Source organism: Burkholderia sp. FL-7-2-10-S1-D7 (assembly GCF_001524185.1).
GTDB classification, from domain to species: Bacteria; Pseudomonadota; Gammaproteobacteria; order Burkholderiales; family Burkholderiaceae; genus Burkholderia; species Burkholderia diffusa.
In genome coordinates this window covers 205,496-225,356 of sequence record NZ_LOWY01000030.1, presented here as the reverse complement: position 1 = coordinate 225,356, position 19,861 = coordinate 205,496, and the positions used below count along the sequence as shown (strand labels likewise).

Sequence of the window (19,861 nt, the reverse complement as noted above, 5' to 3'; positions counted from 1 at the left end):
TGACCTGTGGCAAAGGTTCGATCGTCATCTTTGCGTACGGTTGAAACCATGCAAACGATTTGGAGAGCGTCATGTCCGCAGTGAACAGGTTCACCGGTTCGTGCCTGATCGGCGTCGCGGTCGCGATGACGGCCGGTCTGGCCAATGCCCAGCCGGGCCAGCCCGCCAGCGATTCCACCGTCGAGCCGGGCGGCATGATGTACGGCAACCGGCTGATGACACCCGCCGAACGCAACGCATACCGTACCCGGATGCTTGCCGCGACATCGGACGCCGAGCGCGAGAAAATCCGCGCGGAGCATCACGCGGAGATGCAGAAGCGCGCAAAGGCGCGCGGCATCAAGCTGCCCGATGCTCCGCCCATGTGGGGCATGCATCGGGGGCAAGGCATGGGCATGGGTACGGGCATGGGGCCGGGCTACATGCACGGCCAGCCTGTCGGCCCTGCAAGCGGCGCCGCCGGCCAGTGATCGCATGGCATGGCGTGCGCGGCGACGGGCACGCCGTGCCGGTCGCGATCGGCTGGGTTCCCTGCGGCCGAAAGAACCGTTCGCCGAGCCGGTGCAGGTCGTCGCCGCGGATACCCGGGCCGCCGCCTTCGTCCCGTAGCACACTCGTGCGTCACTCGGCATCGGCGTGAGCACCGCCCTTTTCCCCGCTGATGTGTGTCGCCCGCGCGGTCGACCACTTACGTTTACATCGAGGGAAGCGTAAGAGGATAGACGAGATGGCTGATCACCTGTTTGACACCAGGTACAGTCTGGGCTGCCACGCACAGCGCTTTGCGCTCCTCTTCGCTGAAGATCACGCCCCATAGATGTACCTTGCCGTTCTTGACGATGATCTGGCCTCGAGTTAGCGCCCAGCGTTGGCCAGACATCGCATTCAGTATCGCCTCGCGTATCTCAACGTCCGCATGCACGAACGACTTCCGTTTGTCGTGCGTATCGCTGGCAAGCGCGCGCACGAGATCGGCTCGACTCACCAGGCCCGCCACCTTGCCGTTGTCGACGACCGGCACGCGCTTGATGCGGTGCCGTTCCAGCAATTCGGCAACTTCGGACAGCGGCGTGTCCTCCGAGACCGTGACGACGTCGACAGTCATCAGGTCCTTCACGGTCTGCGCGTGTTCCTTTGCATACTCGCTGGCCAATTCACGGCTGGACGCAAGAAGCTCCAGCCACCAGGAGTGGCGTCTCGCATGCGTGCCAATTTCGACGCGGTGCACGAGGTCGCCTTCGCTGACGATCCCGATCAACTTTCCGTCCGCATCGATTACGGGAACCGCGCTGATCGAGTGCTCCGCGAGCAGCTTTGCGGTCTCCCGAACGCTCATCTCCGGACTGGCGGAAATGACCGAGGTCGTCATCACGTCACGCGCTCGCATAAGGTTGCTCCTTCAATGCGTTGGCCCCTCGTCGGCTCGTCCGCGGCGAAAAGCTGCGCGCACTCACTGAGACCGGCTGGCCTGCTAGATGAATGCTTCACTCGGAAACCCGGGACAAGCTTGAGCGATATCAACCGGCAGCCGATTGCACGGCAGATGCGGCGATCCCGGCGTTCAAGCTGCGTCGTGATCCGCGATCAACGGTTCTTTGCACTTGCGACGCAAGTGTTCGCCACGGTCGAATCGGGAGTCGGACGGGCAACGCATGGCGCCCCCGATCCCGGATGTGCCAGCCGCGCGCAAGCTTGCGCAGCAGCACCCGGTCGATTCCGACAGTGTGACGGGCACTGGCCCGACAGGCTCGGTGACGCTTGCGGACGTCGAACGGGCAATCGCGGCGGCCGCCACGCCCCGGCGAGCGCTCTCCGGCAACGAGACGGGTTATCGCGGCTGCGTATCCGACGGCCATCGCGGTGCGCGGTTCCTGGTTGAACTGGGTGAATTGCTGCAGCACCCCGAGGAGTCGAACCGATGAACAATGCAGACATCCTTTCGGTCGTACTGGAAACGCTTGCATCCGTCGCGCCGGAACTCGACCCGTCGACGCTGCGTGCGGATCGTCCGCTGCGCAGTCAGGTCGATCACGATTCGATGGACTGGCGCAATTTTCTGACGGGCCTTCATGCGCGGCGGAAGGTGGATATCCCGGAGCGCGACTATGGTCGCCTGGTTATGCTCGACGAGGTCGTCGGCTATCTCGCGGCCGCAGACGCACACCGACCGGTGTCTTGAGGCCTGTCCATCGCGCAAGCTGGCGTTTGCGCCGGCGTCGGGACGTCCGCCGCACCGTTACACGAGGGCGCACGGAACCGTGCGCCCTCGCATGCTTCAGCGCGCCGCAGGCGTCGCGGCCGCTTCCGCCAGCCTGCGCGCTGCCTGTTCGGCAAATGCCGCCAGAATCGGGCTGGCATCGCCATGCAACGTTTCGCGCGGCGTCACGCGACATTCGGCGAGCGGCGACTTGCGTGCCAGCGTCCGCATTTGCGTTAGTGCGGAGTCCGCACCACGTTGCGCGAAGCTGCAAAAGAATGCGACACGCGGCAGGCGCCGCTGATTCGCGACGAGATACGCCCGCACCGGCGACGATACGCAGCCTGCCCAGACCGGGGAACCGATCACCACGAGATCGTACGCGGACGGGTCGCGCTTCGCCGCGACGATCTCCGCCGGCTTCTGGTTGATTGCCTCGACGAGCGAACGCAGATAGCCGAACGGGCCCGCGCGATCGCGTGTCACGACGATTTCCTCGACGTCGGCGTCGAGCATCTCGGCCAACGCGGACGCGGCCCGGCGGGTCGTGCCGGTGCGCGAATAGAATACGACGAGAACCTTGCCGGCATACATGACGACCTCCCTCATGCACGCTTGTCGGGTGGCGCGTGCGTCCGTTGAATCCATTCGCCATGACGCGCGGGCGATCTGCAGAAAATCGGTCCCGTGTGGGCGGATTGCACGCGACGGTGCAACAACTGGCGCAATGGCGCCGTGGCGGATATCCCGGTTATCGGCTCTGCATGCACGGCGAATGCAGGATCGCCTTTCATCGACCGTCCGAATGTCGGTGTTTCACGGCATGATCGAGCGGTCAAGAAGAAAACGGAAAGCATGAGCACCGGCGTCCCCCGGCATGCGTCGGTGGATGCCCGCAACCTGTTTCAGCCTGCCTTGACCTCGATCTTCTTCTCGGCCTTGCGCGTTTCCGGCGTCTTCGGCAGCGCGACCGTCAGCATGCCTTTCTGGAACGATGCCTCGATCTTGCTTCTGTCATTCTCGATTGGTGATGACCGCGGCACTTGACGGAGATCAACGCTCACGATCGAGAGACCGAAGGCGCTTGGGCGAGCACACGCGGTGCGAAACGCATTGTGCTCGTTGACCCAGGTCAATCGGCACGACGCGCCGGCAGGTGGAATAGCGGTACCGGCCGCCGATCCCGACGCGTCGTGCCCGGCTTCGTCGCACAGGAGGTGTATCGTGCCCGCAAAATCGCTTGTCTTTCACCAGGATGCTCGCCAACGGCTGCTCAAAGGCGTCAACGCGATTGCCGAGGCAGTCAAGATCACGCTCGGCCCGGGCGGGCGCAACGTGATCGTCGAGCGGGCCGGCGCCGCGCCGCTGGTCGCGAACTCGGGCGTCGTCGTCGCCGGCGCTGTCGACCTGCCCGACCCGTTCGAGGAAATGGGCGCCCAGTTGTTGCGCGAAGTGGCGACCCGCACGAGCGAAGTCGCCGGCGACGGCACGACCACTGCCACCACCCTGGCACAGGCAATCGTTGCAGAAGGCATCAAGTGCGTCACCGCCGGGCACGATCCGATGGCGCTCAAGCGCGCGATCGAAGCGGCCGGCCGCGACGTGGTTGCCGAACTACACCGCTTGTCGAAACCGTGCGCGAGCGCGGACGAGATGCGCCAGATCGCGACGATTTCCGCCAGCGGCGACAGCACGATCGGCGCGCTCGTCGCACAGGCCGTCGAGCGAGTGGGCAGGGACGGCGCGATCAGCATCGAGGACGGCACGAAGCTCGACGACGAGCTCGAGACGGCGGACGGCTCGCTGATCGATCGCGGCTATCTGTCGCCGCTGTTCGTCGATTCGGACGATCATCGCGTCGTCCTTGACGAGCCGCGCATCCTGCTCTGCGACATGAACATCAGCGCGATCGCACAACTGCTGCCGGTACTCGAGGCGCTCAGCAGCACCGGCAAGCCGCTTCTCGTCGTCGCGAACGAAGTGGAAGGCGAAGCGCTGGCGACTCTTGTCGTCAACCACCTGCGCGGCACGCTGAAATCGTGCGCGATCCGCTCGCCCGGATTCGGCGAGGCACGTGCCGAGCAGCTTGCCGACCTCGCCGCGCTCACTGGCGCGACGGTCATTTCCGCTCAGGCCGGCCGGACGCTCGAGCGCACGACGCTGGACGATCTCGGTGCCGCGCGGCGCGTCGAGATCACGCGCGAGACGACGACCGTCATCGCCGGGCGAGGCGAACGCCAGCACATCGACGACCGCGTCCAGGCGCTGCGAACACGTATCGGGACGACACCGGCCGGATACGAGCGCGACGCGCTGACGCGCCGGCTGACGAAACTCGCGGGCGGCGTCGCGGTGATTCGCGTCGGCGCCGCGACGGAAACCGCGCTGCGCGAGCGCAAGAATCGCTTCGAGGATGCATTGCACGCGACGCGTGCCGCGATGGAGGAAGGCATTGTGCCGGGCGGTGGCGTCGCACTGCTGCGTGCACGGCGCGCGCTTGAAGGCAATGGCGCATACCTGACAGATGTGCAGCGCACCGGCGCGCGGATCGTGCACGACGCACTGGCGTCCCCGCTGCGTCAGATCGCCGAAAATGCCGGAGCGGACGCACAGGCCGTCGTACACGCGGTCGATGTCGCAACCGGTGCGTTCGGCTATGACGCGGCGACGGCGACATATGGGGACATGATTGCTGCCGGAATCGTCGACCCAGTCAAGGTCGCGCGTTCGGCGCTACGGAACGCGATCTCGGTCGCGTCGCTGCTGCTCACGACCGATTGCATGATCGCGCATCGCCCACGCACGGCCCCATCACCGGGCACCGCGCAATCGGGAAACTGGGGCGACGAACTCCGCTGAGCCATTCGCATGCCGCCGGTTGATCTCGTACGACTCGCCAGCAGCCGGGTATTGATTCAAGCCACGTATTGCGTCAGTTTTACTGAATAGTGAGTCAGATATCCGTCAGGTCAGCCAATCGTCAGATGATCGACAACTTCCCGGACACCCTTGACTGACCATGCCGCACCGCACGCGGCGCGTTTTTCCGCCATCGAATCGACCGTGCCGGTCAGCGTGACGACACCGTTCGCGACCTCGATGGAGATCGCCGCACATTTGCGCTGTGCGCGGCGAGCCAACGCATCGGCAATCTCGGTGCAGATGTCCCCCGAGGTATGGGCCGCGCGCACTTGAATGCGGTTTGCGACGCCGACGACGCCGGCCATCCGGCTCACCAGCGCCTCTGCCGCTTGACGCTGAAAACCCCACTCCACCTCGCCGTCGAGCGTCACGCGGCCATGGTCGACCTCGACACGGATCGACTGGTCCTGCAACGCTTCCTGCCAGTCGAGCGCGGACATGATCCTGGCTTCCAGTTCCGCGTCCGGGCGACTGGCTGACGGCGCGGCGATTTCGAGTTCCAGCAGCAGCACACGCACGCCGCCGACGCGCTGGACCGCCTTCTGCGCCGCGAACTTCTGCGCCCAGCTCGAGACCATGCCAAGCAGCGTCACCGCACCGTCGCGCACCGTGACCTCGATCTGGCGCGCGTCGACAGCCGGATCCCGGGACAGTTCCTGTTCGACATCGTATTTGAGTTTCGCGTCGGACTTCATGTCGGTCTCCTGTCGGACTGCCTGTTCAGCGGATCGGCTTCGCGTCGATGGCACGATCGGAATTGCTCTCTTCCAGCCGATCACGGGGCGCGATATCGCGGCGCTCATGTCGCCGATCGGTCGACCGATGCCGGTCGTAACCGCGTCAGGCTCGCATTCACAATGAAGGGTGCCGTACGCACGCCGTTGATGTTGGTCAAACCTTGTCGTTCGCGTTACGCCCTGGCCTGGACACTCTCCCGATGAAATCGCCGCGTTGCCGCGGGCCGACGCGGTCTATGAAAGTCGCCGTTGATGCGTATCAAGCGGCGGTCGCCCCGGAAGCCTAGGCTGAAAACGTGGACGACATCGTCCTGACGTATGCGTTCAGGTTGGGAGGCAACCATGCAGACCGGACATCATTTCCTACCCGAGTTTCGGCATGCGACCTTGCCGACCTATTTCGTTTCCTACGTGTTTCCCCTGCTGCTGGCCGGCTACGAGGTGTATCGCATCAGCTATTGGGTGAGCCGGCATGGCTGGAATTTCGCGCAACTGCCGCAGGCCGGCTACGAGTTCACGCTGATGCTGTTCGTATTTGCACTGCAGGTGATTCTCGACGGGTTGTTCTTCATTACGGCATGGTCAGGCAAGCATCCGGACGTCGGGCATCGGCTCGCGAACATGACGCTCGGTGTTCTGTGCTCGGCAGTGGTCATCGCGTTCGATGTCGCTCTTCAGATCGCCACGTTCTGAATCGGAATCGCTGGACCGCCGGCACGACGAGGCACGACCGGCATTCATCAACCATCAACGGATCAAGCAATGAAGCCACCTTACGAACTGGTATTTCAAGGCATGCCGCGCTCGGACGCGCTCGAGGCAGAAGCCGCCCGCCATGTATCCAAACTCGATCGACTCCGGCTGGACATCTCGCATTGCAGGGTCAATGTCGTGCTGGACGAGAAGCACGATCATCAGGGGAAACCGTTCAATATCCGGATCGAAATCACGATTCCCGGACATCAACTGGTATCCAGCAAAGAACACGACGAGGACGTCTATGTCGCGCTGCGCAATGCCTTCAGCAACGTCACGAGAATGCTCGAAGACACGGGACGCAAGCAGCGAGGCCGCGGCAAACGGCACGATGAACATCCGGCCGGTCCTGCCACGCAATCCGAGGCGCACAAATAGCGTGCAGTTGCGCGATCGTGCGCCCGTGGACAGCCGCGCAACGCGCGCGCCGATCGGTGCCTGCCACGATGGTGCGCAGACGCTCCATCGCGAGTCCGACTGAAACTAGCGCCCGTTCCGGCATTCTGTCGTCCATCCTCCGCATGTGGAGCCACGGCATGCGTCGCGCATGAGGCAGGCCGTAGAAAATGGAAGCCAACGTTTCCTAAAATCGGGAAGCGGAGGCTCTCGCCTGGAAGCGGACGTACTTGCGGCACATCAGCGAACTCGGGAAAGCTTCGGGCCCGAGCGCCTGCAGCAACATCTCGAGGAACGCGGCGTGCGAACCGGAGCGCTTCTATCTGAATCAGACCGCTGCTTAACCCGTTGGCCTCCACGCATTCCGTCCGACCTCAAACGGGGGCCGGGTGTTTGTCGATGAGTGGTTTCGGTGCGTGGTGCATGCGGATCTCGATCCGGCCGCTCCCGGACGAAAATTCTGCCTGGGTTGCATAGGGCTCAGTGTCTCGCCGTGGTCAGACTCGTTCGACACTGCATCGAATAGCTTTGCCGGCCGGCAGGTGATATCTCGATCCGTACGATCATATTGCCCTGATGTTTACAAAAATATTCAATCCGAAAGCCTGCGAGCCGACATTTGAAAGGAATGCGATTGTATTTGGTAATGTAGATGCGAATCATTCGCGTTTACATTGACTTTCGCATTTAACACTCCGACAATGCGGCCCGTCGCGTTCATCTCAGTGCCCCATCAATGGCGCCGAGCGTTCATGGAGCGCGTTAAAGCAGAACTATAGACAAGTGGACTCAGGGGTTGGATATGAAGGTTATGTTGTTGCACGGACACCGCGCACTCGCCAGAATGCGCCCCGCTGCCTGTGCAGTTGCCGTCGCGTGGGCATCGCTGGCGAGCACGGTCGCATTCGCCGGCACGCCGGTCGACGCGCAACCCGAATCGCCCGAGGCTGACCTCGCAATCCAGGCAAAGCCGACCAACATGCTGACCGGCATCTGGACTCGCCAGAGCCTGCTCGGCGACATGGGCGGCATCCGTCCGTGGCTCGGCAAATACGGCGCAACGCTGCAGATCACGGAAACGAGCGAATATCTCGCGAACCTGCGCGGCGGCCTGAAGCGCGGCGGCACCTATGATGGCCTGACGACCGCGACGCTGTCCGTCGATACCCAGAAGGCGATCGGCCTGCCGGGCGGCACGTTCAATGCCAGCGCGCTGCAAATTCACGGCCGCAACTTGAGCCAGTACAACCTCGGCACGCTCAACACCGCGAGCGGCATCGAAGCGCAGGACACGACGCGCCTGTGGGAGCTGTGGTACCAGCAGTCGTTCCTCGACAAGCGCGTCGACGTGAAGATCGGCCAGCAGAGCCTGGACCAGGAATTCATGGTCAGCACGTATGCGAACACGTTCGTCAACACGATGTTCGGCTGGCCCGCGCTGCCTTCGTACGACCTGCCCAACGGCGGTCCCGCGTACCCGCTCGCGGGCCTCGGCGTGCGCGTGCGCGCGCAGATCACGCCGAAGCTCACCGCGCTCGCAGGCGTGTTCGACGGCGATCCGCTCGGCAACAACCCGAGCAACCTGAGCGGAACCAACTTCAACCTGCACAACGGCGCGCTCTATATCGGCGAGTTGCAGTATGCGCTGAACCAGCCGTCCGACGGCGAGATGGACACCGGCCATTCGAACGGGCTGCCCGGCACGTACAAGATCGGTGTCTGGTATCACAACGGCCGCTTCGCAGACCAGCGCATCGGCACCGATGGCCTGTCGCTCGCCGATCCCGCCTCGGCCGCCAATGGCACCGCGCAGCAGCACCATGGCAACTACAGCTTCTACGCGGTCGTGGACCAGATGGTCTGGCGTCCAGACCCGACCGGGGCGAGAAGCCTCGGCGTGTTCGCGCGCGTGATGGGGGCACCGGGCGACCGCAACTTGGTGAGCTTGTCGGCCAACGCGGGGATCGTGCTGAAGGCGCCGTTCGAAGGTCGCGATAACGACAGCGTGGGTCTGGCCGTCACCTACATCCAGGTCGGCAATCATGTGACGTCGCTCGACCGCGACCAGCTCGCATTCTCGGGCGGCCCGTACGGCGTGCGCACCCGTGAGACAACCGTCGAGGCGACCTACCAGTATCAGGTCAACCCGTGGTGGGTCATCTCGGCGGACGCGCAGTACACGTTCAATGCAGGCGCCGGCCAGAATCCGAACGACCCGACCCAGCCGCTGCGCAATACGTTCGTGCTCGGCGCGCGCACCGTCATCACGTTCTGATGTCGCCGTCGTCCGCTTTGCGCCCATTTCCGCGCGCCGGCCTCAGGCGCGCTCCCAGGAGACTCCAAATGATCGAATCCGTCCCGCTTCGTCGCCTCGTGACGGGTGCACTCGCCGCGGCCGCACTGACGGCCGCTGCCGGCGCACTCGCCGAGCCGCAAGGTTTCCTCGAAACGCTGCACCGCCATACGACACTCGTCAACACCGTCCCGGACAACGGCGACCAGAACCCGTACGCGATCGCGGTCGCGCCGGTGTCGGCCGGCACGATCCAGGCGGGCGACGTGCTCGTCGACAACTTCAACAACTCGGCGAACCTGCAAGGCACCGGCAGCACGATCGTCAACTACCGCCCGTCGACGAAGCAGATGAGTCTGTTCGCGTCGATTCCGCGCGACCTGAAGGCGTGTCCGGGCGGCGTTGGCCTGTCAACCGCGATGACGATGCTGAAATCCGGCTGGGTGATCGTCGGCAGCACGCCGAGCAACGACGGCACGACCAACACCAAGGGCGCCGGCTGCCTGATCGTGCTCGATCCGCAAGGCAAGGTCGCGTCGACGTGGTCGACGCCGAACATCAACGACCCGTGGGGCAACATGGCCGTGGTCGACCGCGGCGACAGCGCGACGCTGTTCGTCAGCATGGCCGGCTTCGGCGTGGGCGGCGCGGACGGCAATCCGCCTGTCTACAAGCAAGCGACCGTGCTGCGTCTCGACCTCGACGTGCCGGCGGGCAAGCCGCCCGTGATCAAGCAGGAAACGGTGGTCGCGAGCGGCCTCGGCGCGCAGGCCGACAAGGGCGTGTTCCTGGTCGGCCCGACGGGCCTCGCGCTGTCCGGCGACCAGAAGAAGCTGTACGTGTCGGACGCGATCGGCAACCGGATCGTCGAGATCGACGACCCGCTCACGCGCGACACCAGCGCCGGCGTCGGCCGCCAGATCACCGCCGACGGCTTTCTGCGCCGCCCGCTCGCGCTTGCGACCGCGCCGAACGGCCACCTGCTCGCGACCAACGCGCAGAACGGCCAGGTCGTCGAGATCGACCCGGTCGCCGGCAAGCAGATCTACGCGCGCTGGATCAATACCGACAAGGCACAGACGCCCCCCGGCAACGGCAACCTGTTCGGCATCGCCATGACGCCGGAAGGCGACGGCTTCTACTACGTCGCGGACGACGTCAACACGCTGCTGCTCGCGAAGTAATGGAGCCGACCATGACAGACGATTCCAACCAGCCACCCCGCCCCGCGCGGCGCGGCTTCCTGAAGGCGGGCGGCGCCGCGATGGCCGCCGGCCTCGCGGCGGCGTCGATCCCGGCCGCGAAGGCCGCGGATGCGCCGGCACCCGCCACTGCACCCGCTTCCGCGCATGACGGCGTTGAGCCGTTCTATGGCAAGCACCAGAGCGGTATTACGACGCCGCAGCAACGTCACGCGTATTTTGCGGCGCTCGACCTGACGACGGCCCAGCGCGCGGACGTCATCGCGCTGCTGAAGACCTGGACCGACGCCGCCGCACGGATGACGCGCGGCGACACCGCGCAGGCGCTCGTCACGACCGGCGGCGACGAGGTTGCGCCGGCCGATGGGGGCGATGCGCTCGGCCTCGGCCCCGCACGCCTGACGATCACGTTCGGCTTCGGCCCCGGTATGTTCACGCTCGCCGGCAAGGACCGCTACGGCCTCGCGAAGCATCGCCCCGCCGCACTCGTCGACCTGCCGCGTTTCAACGGAGACCAGTTGTTGCCCGAGAAGACCGGTGGCGACCTGTTCATCCAGGCGTGCGCCGACGATGCGCAGGTTGCGTTCCACGCGGTGCGCCAACTCGTGCGCCTCGGTGCAAAGGCAACGCAAATGCGCTGGGGCCAGGCCGGCTTCACGTCGGGCAAGCCCGGCGAGACGCCGCGCAACCTGATGGGCTTCAAGGACGGCACGATGAATCCGCCGATGTCCGATCCGGCCGCGATGAACAAATTCGTGTGGGCTGGCAGCGAAGGCCCGGCGTGGATGAATGGCGGCACCTACACGGTCGTGCGTCGGATCCGCATCACGCTCGAGCACTGGGACAACACGGAGCTCGGCTTCCAGGAGCAGGTGGTCGGCCGTCACAAGTACAGCGGTGCGCCGCTCGGCCAGAAGAACGAGTTCGAGGCACTCGATCTCGACGCGGCCGACAAGGACGGCAACCCGGTCATCCCCGAGAACTCGCATGCGCGCCTCGCGTCACCGCAGTTGAACGACGGCGCGCAGATCCTGCGCCGCGCGTACTCGTACAACGACAGCACGAACTTCTACATCGAGCGTTGGCCGCCGTGGCGCCAGCAGACCGAGTACGACGCGGGGCTGATGTTCGTCGCGCACCAGCGCGACCCGCGCAAGGGCTTCATTCCGATCAACGAGAAGCTCTCGAAGCTGGACATCATGAACCAGTTCACCACGCACGTCGGCAGCGCGATCTTCGCGTGCCCGCCGGGCGCGCAACCGGGTTCGTACATCGGCGCCGCGCTGTTCGAGGCGTGACGACGCACAATGCAAGCCCAGGCAGGCCTTCCCGGCCCGTCCGGGCGCACTCAGCTAAAGACACAATGAACACTTCTTCCGTTAGCCGTCCGCTGCGGCATCTGATTTCTGCGGCCGCCGCCGCGCTCATGCTGACCGGCGCGCTGCACGTCACGCGCGCGCACGCCGCGACGCTCACGCTGTACAACGCGCAGCACGAGCAGGTTGTCAACCAGCTCGTCAAGGACTTCGAAGCGCAGAGCGGCATCACCGTGAAGGTACGTTCGGGCGAGGGCCCTGCGCTCGCGGCGCAGCTCGTGGCCGAAGGCGACCGCACGCCGGCAGACGTGTACTTCACCGAGAACTCGCCGGAGCTCATGCTGCTCGACCACAAGGGCTTGCTTGCCAAGACCGGCAGCGCTGCGCTCCAGTCGGTGCCCGCGCGCTTCAATCCGGCCGACGGCAACTGGGTCGGCGTGCTCGCGCGCGAGAACGTGCTCGTCTACAACACCGCGAAGATCCAGCCGCAGCAGTTGCCGGCATCGCTGCTCGATCTCGCGAAGCCCGAGTGGAAGGGCAAGGTCGGTGTCGCGCCGAGTGACGCGGACTTCTTGCCGGTCGTGAGCGCGGTGCTCGCGCTGCACGGCGAAGCCGCGACGCTGCAATGGCTGAAGGGCCTGAAAACCAACGCGCAGATCTTCGACGACGACGAAGGCGTGACGGCGGCGGTCAACCGCGGCGGCGTCGTGACCGGCATCATCAACAACTACTATTGGGACCGCCTGCACGCGGAGCTTGGCGACAAATCGACCCGCAGCGCGATCCACCACTTCGGCAACGGCGACGTCGGTGCAGCCGTCAACGTATCGGGTGCCGCGGTGCTGAAGGCGTCGAAGCACCAACCGGAAGCGCAGAAGTTCGTCGAGTACCTGGTCAGCGAGCGAGCGCAGAAGTTGATGGCCGGCGGCCATGTCAGCTTCGAGTATCCGCTGCGTCCGGGCGTCGCGCCCGATCCGATCCTGAAGCCCTTCAACGAACTGAGCCCGCCGGCGCTGACGTTTGACCAGCTCGGCGATGACAGCCAGGCCGGCAAGCTGCTGCGCCAGGCAGGTCTCCTCTGACCATGGGCGACGCCGTGTCCCACACGGCGAGTGCCACGTGCGACGGCAAACGCGCCGCGACACGGCGGCGCCCGTCGCGCTCGCTCGTCGCGGCCGCCGCGTGTGGGCCGCTCGCGATCCTGCTGCCGCTCGGCTTCACGCTGTATCGCGCAGCGACCTTCGGCTTCGACGACGCGATCGAGCTGTTGTGGCGGCCGCTCGTTGGCGAGCTGCTCGTCAATACGCTGTCGATCACGCTCGCCGCGACCCTCGCGTGCGCGCTGCTCGGCACGGCGCTCGCGTGGTTCATCGAGCGCACTGACCTGCCGGCGCGACCGCTATGGACGGCGATCGCGGCCGCTCCGCTCGCGGTGCCGCCGTTCATCACGAGCTACGCGTGGGTGTCGCTGAGCCTCGACCTCCAGGATTTCCTCGGCGCGCTGATCGTGCTGACGTCCGCCTATTTCCCGCTCGTCTACCTGCCGGTGGCGGCGGCGCTGCGCGAACTCGATCCCGCGCTGGAGGAAAGCGCGCGCACGCTTGGTTGCTCGCCGTGGCATACCTTCTTCCGCGTCGTGCTGCCTCAACTGCGGCCTGCGCTATGCGGTGGGATGCTGCTCGTCGCGCTCGGCGTGCTGTCCGAGTTCGGCGCATTCCAGTTGGTGCGCTTTCGCACGTTCACGACCGAAATCTATGCGGAATACCGCACCGCGTTCGACGGTGGCGGCGCATCGCTGCTCGGCTGCGTGCTGATTGCGCTATGCCTGCTGTGCCTCGCGATCGAGGCGCGCGCGCGCGGCCATGCCGGCTACGGTCATACGCACCGCGCCGCGCGCCGGGTCGCGATGCGCTATCCGCTCGGACGCTGGCGCGGGCTCACCGTCGCGGTGTTCGCCGCGCTCTCGGCCGCGACGCTCGGCGTGCCGCTCGCGATGATCGGCTACTGGCTCACGCAACAGGGCGCAGCCGCCGTGACGCCGGCCGACGTGTCGCCCGAGCTGCTGTGGCAGGCCACACTCGCGTCGAGCGACTATGGCCTCGCGGCCGCGGCCGTCACGACTGTGCTCGCGCTGCCGCTCGCATTCCTGCTGGTGCGCCATCCGGGCCGCGTCGCGACGCTGCTCGAACGTACGGCGATGACCGTGCAGGGCGTGCCGGGAATCGTCGTCGCGCTCGCGATCGTGTCGATCACCGTGCGGTTGCTGCAGCCGCTCTACCAGAGCGCGCCGGCGCTCGTCGCCGCCTACGCAATCCTGTTTCTGCCGCTCGCGGTCGTCAGCGTGCGCGCGGCGCTGTCGCACGCGCAGGTCCGGCTGGAGGAAACCGCGCGCGCGCTCGGTCTCGGCTGGCGCGCAACGCTCGTGCGCGTCGTGCTGCCGCTCGCGGCGCCCGGCCTCGGCGCAGCCGCGACGATGGTATTCATCTCCGTCGTGACGGAACTGAACGCGACGCTGCTGCTGTCGCCGATCGGCACCCGCACGCTTGCAACCCAGGTGTGGAGCGATACGGCGACGCTCGCGTTCGCTGCCGCCGCCCCGTATGCGGCGCTCCTCGTCGCGCTGTCGCTCGGCGCATCGGGATTGCTGTTCCTGCTGCTCGGCCGCGCATCGGTGCGCGACTGAGCGCCCTCTCTTTTTCCCTGCCCCGACTATGAGCGAAGTACGCATCTACGGCCTGTCCAAATCGTTCGGATCGCATACGGTACTGCACGATATCGACCTCTCGGTGCAGCGCGGCTCTCGCCTGGCGCTGCTCGGCCCGTCCGGCAGCGGCAAGACGACCCTGCTTCGCGTGCTGTGCGGCTTCGAGTGTGCCGAGCGCGGCACCGTGGAGATCGACGGACGCCGCGTGGCTGGGCCCGACATGCACCTGCCGCCCGAACAGCGCCGGATCGGTTACGTACCGCAGGAAGGTGCGCTGTTTCCGCATCTATCGGTGGCCGACAATATTGCGTTCGGGCTGCCGCGCGCGGCGCGGCGGCGCCATCATCGCGTCGACGCATTGCTGGAGATGGTCGGGTTGCCCGCGTCGTATGCGAGCCGCGCGCCGCAACAGCTGTCCGGCGGGCAGCAGCAGCGCGTCGCGCTGGCGCGCGCACTCGCACCCGAGCCATCACTCGTGATCCTGGACGAACCGTTCTCGGCGCTCGACACGTCGCTGCGGCACGAAACGCGCTGTGCGGTCGCGGATGCGCTCGCCGCGGCCGGCGCCACGTCGGTGCTCGTCACGCACGACCAGCCCGAAGCGATGACGCTCGGGGACGAGGTCGCGGTCCTTTGGCAGGGACGGCTCGTGCAGACCGCCACGCCGCAGACGCTGTACCGGCGCCCTGTCACGCGCGAGGTCGCGTCGTTCGTCGGGCAGGCCGTGCTGCTTCCCGGCCATGTACGCGACGGACGCATCGTCTGCGCGCTCGGCCAGCTGGCGCTCGTTGCACCGCTGCCCGATGGGCCGGCCGACGCGATGCTCCGGCCGGAGCAGATCCTCGTCTTCCCGAGCACGCACGAGGGTAGCGCAAATGGCTGCGCGGCGCGGATCGAATCCGTGCAGTTTGGCGGACAGACCGCCGAAGTCGTCGCGCGTCTGCTGGATTCGCTTGACACACTCGTGCGCGCACGAGTGCCCGGCCACCGATGCCCGGCCGTTGGAGAGCATGTGGTGCTGACGGTCGACGGGGAAGTCATGGCCTACAAAGACTGACGGCGCTTGCCCAAATCGTCTGGAGCGGTCTACGCCAGTAAAAAGCACTGACATCAAGACGATCCCGATCGGCGTCACGTTCGCCGCCTGTTTTCCATCCGTTCAGTACAGCAGAAATGCTGCTCTCTCAGGCGCGAACGCCGCGTTCTGCGCGACAACCACGCGCTCGATCTCGTCGAGCGACCGCCCTGCCTCCAGCATGTCCGCCACCTCGCGCGAACCGACCGATGCACGGATCGCATCGATCCGGAACCGCGCCGGATAACGCCGGTGCAGCGCCAGTGCGAGCGCCAGCCCGATCTCGCCCGGCCGCGCCGCGCCGGGCGGCCGTTCGATGCGCACCCCTTCGCATACCCTGCCGCGATACGGCCCCTCCGCAGGCACGAAACGGACCGTCGAGAACGTCGCGTCCAGCCGCATCGCGCGAAGATCGCCCGCGAGGATGCGCCCGTCGATCCACGGCGCGCCGACCACGTCGAACGGTGTCTCGGTGCCGCGCCCGACACTGACCGCCGCGCCCTCGATGAGCCCCGTCTCCGGGTACAGCGCCATCGCGGCGCCATCGCGCAGGTTCGGCGATGGAGGCACCCGGCCGAGCCCGGTATCGCCAAAGCGCATCGCGCGCACGTAATTCGCCATCGGCACCACGGTCAGCGCCGCACCGATATGCAGGCGGTCATTGAACAGTCGCGCCAGTTCGCCGAGCGTCATGCCGGGCTGGAGCGGCAACGGGTAATAACCGGTGAACGTGGCCGGCCCGGCATCGGCCACGGGGCCGCCGACCACATCGCCGCCCAGCGGGTCCGGGCGGTCGAGCACGAGCACCGGGCGATGCGCGGCGGCGCCGGCCTCGAGCGCGTAACCGAGGGTGGCCAGGTACGTGAAGAAGCGTACGCCTGCGTCCTGCAGGTCGAGCACCAGCACGTCGGCATCGGCGAGCAGTGCGGGCGCGATCCTGCGGCGATCGCCGTAGAGACTGTGAACGACCACACCGGTCGCGGCGTCGACCGTGTCGCCGAACGTCTCGTCGACGTCGGTGCCGAGCCCGTGCTCGGGCGCGAACAGCGCGACGAGCCGCGCGCCCGGTGCCTGCGCGAGCAGGTCGACCGTGCGCCGGCCGAACCGGTCGAAGCCGCTGCGGTTAGTCACGAGCGCAATGCGCTTGCCTGCGACGGCCGCGAAGCCGCTCGCCGCGAGCACGTCGATGCCGGCCAGAACCGGCCCGCGAGATACCGGCAACCGTGCGACCTGCGCGAGCGCCGCCGCCATCGAGGGCACGCGCGTCGCGATCCACGACGACGTCACGGGCGCGGCCCCGCTCGAGACGATGCCAAGCACGAGCGAGCGCAGTGGCATCGCCGTGCCGGTTTCGTCGGGATACAGCCGGCTCGTGAGCACGATCGCGAAGCGGCGCGTCACGGGATCGATCCACAGCGCCGTGCCCGTGTAGCCGAGGTGTTGCAGCGCGCCGACCGGCGGCAGCCGGTAGCGGTTCGCGACGAGCGGCGGCCCGACCGCCCAGCCGGGCGTGTGCAGGTCGCCTTCCGCGTCGAGCGTGGCCGGCGTCTCCAGCGCGGCCACGCTGCGCTGCGTCAGCACGCGCACCGGGCCGAGCGCACCGCCGTTCAGCAGCATGCGCGCGAAGCGCGCCAGATCGTCCGCACTCGCGAACAGGCCCGCATTGCCGGCAACGCCGCCCATCGCGGCCGCGACGGGATCGTGGACGCTTCCCCGGAGCAGGCGGCCATCGCGAACGATGGTGGGCGCCACGCGCGCGAACAGTGGCGCTGGTGGCCGGAACGCGGTGCTCGCCATCCCGAGTGGCGCGAACACATACGCGGCGCACCACGCGTCGAGCGGCCGGTGCGACACACGCTCGACGATCTCGCCAAGCACCACGTAGTTGACGTCGCTGTAGCGCACCTGTGTGCCGGCCGGCGTGCCGGGCGTCATCGCGACGATGTCGGCCAGTACGGCGGCACGGCTGCGCAGCGCCCGGGACGACGACACGCCGGCCGGCAGCCCCGACACATGCGCGAGCAACTGGCGGATCGTGATGCCGGCCTTGCCGTGCGCGCCGAACGCGGGCCAGTAGCGTGCGGCCGGCGCGTCGAGGCTCACCATGCCGCGCTCCGCGAGTTGCATGATCGCGACCGCCGTCGCCACCGGCTTGGTCAGCGACGCAAGATCGAAGACGGTATCGACCGTCATTGCCTCGACCTGCTCGCCCGTCACGCGCAGGCCGCGCGCGACACGCACCCGCACGCCGTTTGCGTCGCCTGTCACGACCACCGCGCCGGCAAGATGGCCATCGGCGATCTCGGCCGCGATCGCCTCGTCGATCGCGGCGGTCTGCTGCTGCGCCACGGCCGTGTCGGATTCCGCGTGCGCACCGGCTGACGCAAGCGTGAACAGCAGCGCGCCGGTCAGCGCGGCAGCACAGCGGGATCGTAGCGATCGAGCCTGTTCCACGGCATCCATTCCTTCGTGCCGAGCGCATCGGCGGAGTCGAGCGGCGAGCGGAGGCCCGCGACGTCGATGACGCGAGCGCCGCGCATCGCCGTCGCGCGGCGCCTGAGCGAACGCGCGGCTAGCGGGCCGGTTGCTCCTGCGATCCGGAACATTCGCCACACAGACGCATCGCGCCCTGTCGTTCGGGGTTGCGCCAGTAAAAGCGCACATCGACGGCGCCGCGCACCGGTACGACGACGTGCCGGACTTCCTGAACGGCCCTGTCGCGCGCGGACACGGTATATCGCCCCGGCGGCACGCGCGCGAACAGGAACGGGCCCATCGTGTGTGCGTCGAGAATCGTCGACTTGCCGGACGACAGCGTGACATCGACATCGGAAAGATAATGACCCCTCTTCGAGGTGAACGTGATCCGCAGGTTGTAGCGCGGCGCGACATCGCGAAATGCCGTGACCTCGTCCTGACCGATTCCGCCGGTGATATAAGCGACACCGTTGCGCACGATAGGCTCGGTCGACGTTTGAGCCAGCACGTTCGCACCGATGTTCAGCAGACAGGCTGCCAGCAGCATCTTCACGGTTCCGGTCCACATCTTCACTCTCCTGATTGAGCACGCATGGCTGCGATGCCGCCCGTTCACGCGCGGAGCGGGCTGCGTGCGATGACGTCGCGCAGTTGTGTCGACGACGATGTCAGCGTCGCGCGGAACGTCGATTTCCCGTTGACTCAAGTCAAGTGCGCGCCTGTCGAATCCGAACGAAGTCGGATGGGTTCCCGCGAGACAGTCATCGCACCTCATCTACCCGTGCGGCACGCGTGAAAACAGGGAGGAGCGGCATATTGACGGCGCAATCGTCCGTGACGGCTGTCAGCCGATATTGCATGTCCCGTCGGAAATTTCCGACACGGCGGCCCGACGTCGGACAGCAAGTTCAGGCCACGCTGATTGTCCCGTGCGGTTTCACTGTCAATACTGGAGACGTGACAGGACGCAACGTGTTTCGCGGCCGGCGCGTGACTCTTCCGCCCCGCCGCCGCAGGACCGAGGAGCTCGCGATGATCGATTCGACCGCAGCGCACGCCGACGACGCCACGCTGGATGGCGAACCGCCGGTCGGTGCCCACCTCGTGACCCGCCGCCCCGGCTATCTCCATCACGGGATCTACATCGGCGGCGGCAACGTGATCCACTACGCGGGATGGTCACGCCACGCGAGCGTCGGACCGGTCGAGGTCGTCACCCTGGACAGCTTCCGTGCCGGCTTCGGGCTCGCGGTCATTCGCCACGCGCGCACGCTGTACGACGGAACGGAAGCCGCGCGCCGCGCGGCATCGCGCCTTGGCGAATGCCAGTACCGGCTGCTCACGAACAACTGCGAGCATTTCTGCCTGTGGTGCCTGTTCGGTGTGGGGCGGAGCGAGCAGGTCGCATCGTGTCTGCGCAACCCGGTGCACGGCATCGCGGTCGCCGTCATGCTGATGGCGTGCGTTCTGGCCGCGCGACTGCATCCGGCGATGGCCGGGCGCGAATACCCGGCACGGTATACGGCCTAGTTTCGACGGCAGGGCCGTCGTTCAGTCATTCGTCAACTTGACCGTCACCCGCGGCCACGAAAGACAGCATGCGCACGCCCCCACCGTTTCGCCTGCGCGATCGCAATGCGGATCGCGCTGCCCTCGGTGCGTCCCTGCCGCAGCAGCGCGTTGGCAATCTCGATCGCCTTGCCGCGAACCGGCGGCGGCATATTCCGCATCGAAGGCGGATAACGCTCGTCATTCCACGGCATGATCGATTCGGCTCCTGAACGT

General features: G+C 66.6%; 21 protein-coding genes. 13 read left to right on the top strand and 8 right to left on the bottom strand.

Annotation, left to right across the window (positions count from 1 at the left end; genetic code table 11):
- Positions 1-71: 71 nt before the first annotated feature.
- Positions 72-470 (top strand): hypothetical protein, encoded by a 399-nt coding sequence (locus WS75_RS14215; protein ID WP_059681022.1) that lies wholly within the window; start codon positions 72-74, stop codon positions 468-470.
- Between the two features lie 224 nt (positions 471-694).
- On the opposite strand, the gene WS75_RS14210 is transcribed toward WS75_RS14215, so the two are convergent.
- Positions 695-1,387 carry a CBS domain-containing protein gene (locus tag WS75_RS14210; protein ID WP_059681021.1) on the bottom strand — a complete coding sequence of 231 codons (693 nt, stop codon included), beginning with the start codon at positions 1,385-1,387 and terminating at the stop codon, positions 695-697.
- A gap of 265 nt (positions 1,388-1,652) precedes the next feature.
- Here WS75_RS14210 and WS75_RS14205 point away from each other — a divergent pair, with 265 nt between their 5' ends.
- A complete protein-coding gene (locus WS75_RS14205; RefSeq protein WP_059681020.1) occupies positions 1,653-1,922 on the top strand; it encodes an E3 binding domain-containing protein in 270 nt (89 codons plus the stop codon).
- Positions 1,919-2,179 (top strand): hypothetical protein, encoded by a 261-nt coding sequence (locus tag WS75_RS14200; protein WP_059681019.1) that lies wholly within the window; start codon positions 1,919-1,921, stop codon positions 2,177-2,179. The genes WS75_RS14205 and WS75_RS14200 overlap by 4 nt, the downstream gene beginning before the upstream one ends.
- A 96-nt stretch (positions 2,180-2,275) precedes the next feature.
- Here WS75_RS14200 and WS75_RS14195 read toward each other — a convergent pair whose 3' ends face one another.
- Together WS75_RS14195 and WS75_RS32100 are read right to left on the bottom strand one after the other, a co-directional pair.
- A complete protein-coding gene (locus WS75_RS14195; RefSeq protein WP_257129377.1) occupies positions 2,276-2,806 on the bottom strand; it encodes a flavodoxin family protein in 531 nt (176 codons plus the stop codon).
- Between the two features lie 296 nt (positions 2,807-3,102).
- Positions 3,103-3,177 (bottom strand): hypothetical protein, encoded by a 75-nt coding sequence (locus tag WS75_RS32100; RefSeq protein WP_257129383.1) that lies wholly within the window; start codon positions 3,175-3,177, stop codon positions 3,103-3,105.
- Between the two features lie 244 nt (positions 3,178-3,421).
- Here WS75_RS32100 and groL point away from each other — a divergent pair, with 244 nt between their 5' ends.
- Positions 3,422-5,056: a chaperonin GroEL gene (gene groL / locus WS75_RS14190; RefSeq protein ID WP_059681018.1), complete on the top strand. Its 1,635-nt coding sequence runs from the start codon at positions 3,422-3,424 to the stop codon at positions 5,054-5,056.
- A gap of 110 nt (positions 5,057-5,166) precedes the next feature.
- Here the strand turns inward: groL and WS75_RS14185 are convergent, their stop codons facing one another.
- Entirely contained in the window at positions 5,167-5,814 is a 648-nt protein-coding gene (locus WS75_RS14185; protein WP_059681017.1) for a BON domain-containing protein, read from the bottom strand.
- Between the two features lie 384 nt (positions 5,815-6,198).
- Between WS75_RS14185 and WS75_RS14180 the strand changes: the two genes are divergently transcribed.
- The 8 genes from WS75_RS14180 (at position 6,199) to WS75_RS14145 (ending at position 15,580) form a co-directional block, all read left to right on the top strand.
- Positions 6,199-6,549: a hypothetical protein gene (locus WS75_RS14180; protein WP_059681016.1), complete on the top strand. Its 351-nt coding sequence runs from the start codon at positions 6,199-6,201 to the stop codon at positions 6,547-6,549.
- Positions 6,550-6,618: 69 nt separating this feature from the next.
- A complete protein-coding gene (locus WS75_RS32095; RefSeq protein ID WP_082729594.1) occupies positions 6,619-6,990 on the top strand; it encodes an HPF/RaiA family ribosome-associated protein in 372 nt (123 codons plus the stop codon).
- An 829-nt stretch (positions 6,991-7,819) separates the two neighbouring features.
- Positions 7,820-9,283 carry a carbohydrate porin gene (locus WS75_RS14170; RefSeq protein WP_257129376.1) on the top strand — a complete coding sequence of 488 codons (1,464 nt, stop codon included), beginning with the start codon at positions 7,820-7,822 and terminating at the stop codon, positions 9,281-9,283.
- Positions 9,284-9,351: 68 nt separating this feature from the next.
- Positions 9,352-10,485, top strand: a complete 1,134-nt coding sequence (locus tag WS75_RS14165) for a hypothetical protein (RefSeq protein WP_059681013.1) — start codon at positions 9,352-9,354, stop codon at positions 10,483-10,485.
- Between the two features lie 11 nt (positions 10,486-10,496).
- Positions 10,497-11,801 (top strand): iron uptake transporter deferrochelatase/peroxidase subunit, encoded by a 1,305-nt coding sequence (gene efeB / locus WS75_RS14160; protein ID WP_059681063.1) that lies wholly within the window; start codon positions 10,497-10,499, stop codon positions 11,799-11,801.
- 65 nt (positions 11,802-11,866) lie between these two features.
- Positions 11,867-12,901 (top strand): iron ABC transporter substrate-binding protein, encoded by a 1,035-nt coding sequence (locus tag WS75_RS14155; protein WP_059681012.1) that lies wholly within the window; start codon positions 11,867-11,869, stop codon positions 12,899-12,901.
- Positions 12,902-12,903: 2 nt separating this feature from the next.
- Positions 12,904-14,502: an ABC transporter permease gene (locus tag WS75_RS14150; protein ID WP_059681011.1), complete on the top strand. Its 1,599-nt coding sequence runs from the start codon at positions 12,904-12,906 to the stop codon at positions 14,500-14,502.
- 28 nt (positions 14,503-14,530) lie between these two features.
- A complete protein-coding gene (locus tag WS75_RS14145) occupies positions 14,531-15,580 on the top strand; it encodes an ABC transporter ATP-binding protein (RefSeq protein WP_059681010.1) in 1,050 nt (349 codons plus the stop codon).
- Between the two features lie 102 nt (positions 15,581-15,682).
- Here WS75_RS14145 and WS75_RS14140 read toward each other — a convergent pair whose 3' ends face one another.
- From WS75_RS14140 to WS75_RS14135, 3 genes are read right to left on the bottom strand one after another with little or no spacing between them, the layout of a single operon-like run.
- Positions 15,683-18,061: an exo-beta-N-acetylmuramidase NamZ domain-containing protein gene (locus WS75_RS14140; protein WP_373558504.1), complete on the bottom strand. Its 2,379-nt coding sequence runs from the start codon at positions 18,059-18,061 to the stop codon at positions 15,683-15,685.
- Entirely contained in the window at positions 18,007-18,138 is a 132-nt protein-coding gene (locus WS75_RS34560) for a hypothetical protein (RefSeq protein WP_257129375.1), read from the bottom strand. The genes WS75_RS14140 and WS75_RS34560 overlap by 55 nt, the downstream gene beginning before the upstream one ends.
- Before the next feature lie 32 nt (positions 18,139-18,170).
- The gene (locus WS75_RS14135; protein ID WP_059681008.1) at positions 18,171-18,644 is read right to left on the bottom strand and encodes a hypothetical protein; all 474 of its coding nucleotides are present in this window, start codon (positions 18,642-18,644) and stop codon (positions 18,171-18,173) included.
- 464 nt (positions 18,645-19,108) lie between these two features.
- Between WS75_RS14135 and WS75_RS14130 the strand changes: the two genes are divergently transcribed.
- The gene (locus WS75_RS14130) at positions 19,109-19,606 is read left to right on the top strand and encodes a lecithin retinol acyltransferase family protein (protein WP_059681007.1); all 498 of its coding nucleotides are present in this window, start codon (positions 19,109-19,111) and stop codon (positions 19,604-19,606) included.
- 44 nt (positions 19,607-19,650) lie between these two features.
- Here the strand turns inward: WS75_RS14130 and WS75_RS14125 are convergent, their stop codons facing one another.
- Positions 19,651-19,839 carry a hypothetical protein gene (locus WS75_RS14125; RefSeq protein WP_059681006.1) on the bottom strand — a complete coding sequence of 63 codons (189 nt, stop codon included), beginning with the start codon at positions 19,837-19,839 and terminating at the stop codon, positions 19,651-19,653.
- Positions 19,840-19,861: the final 22 nt, after the last annotated feature.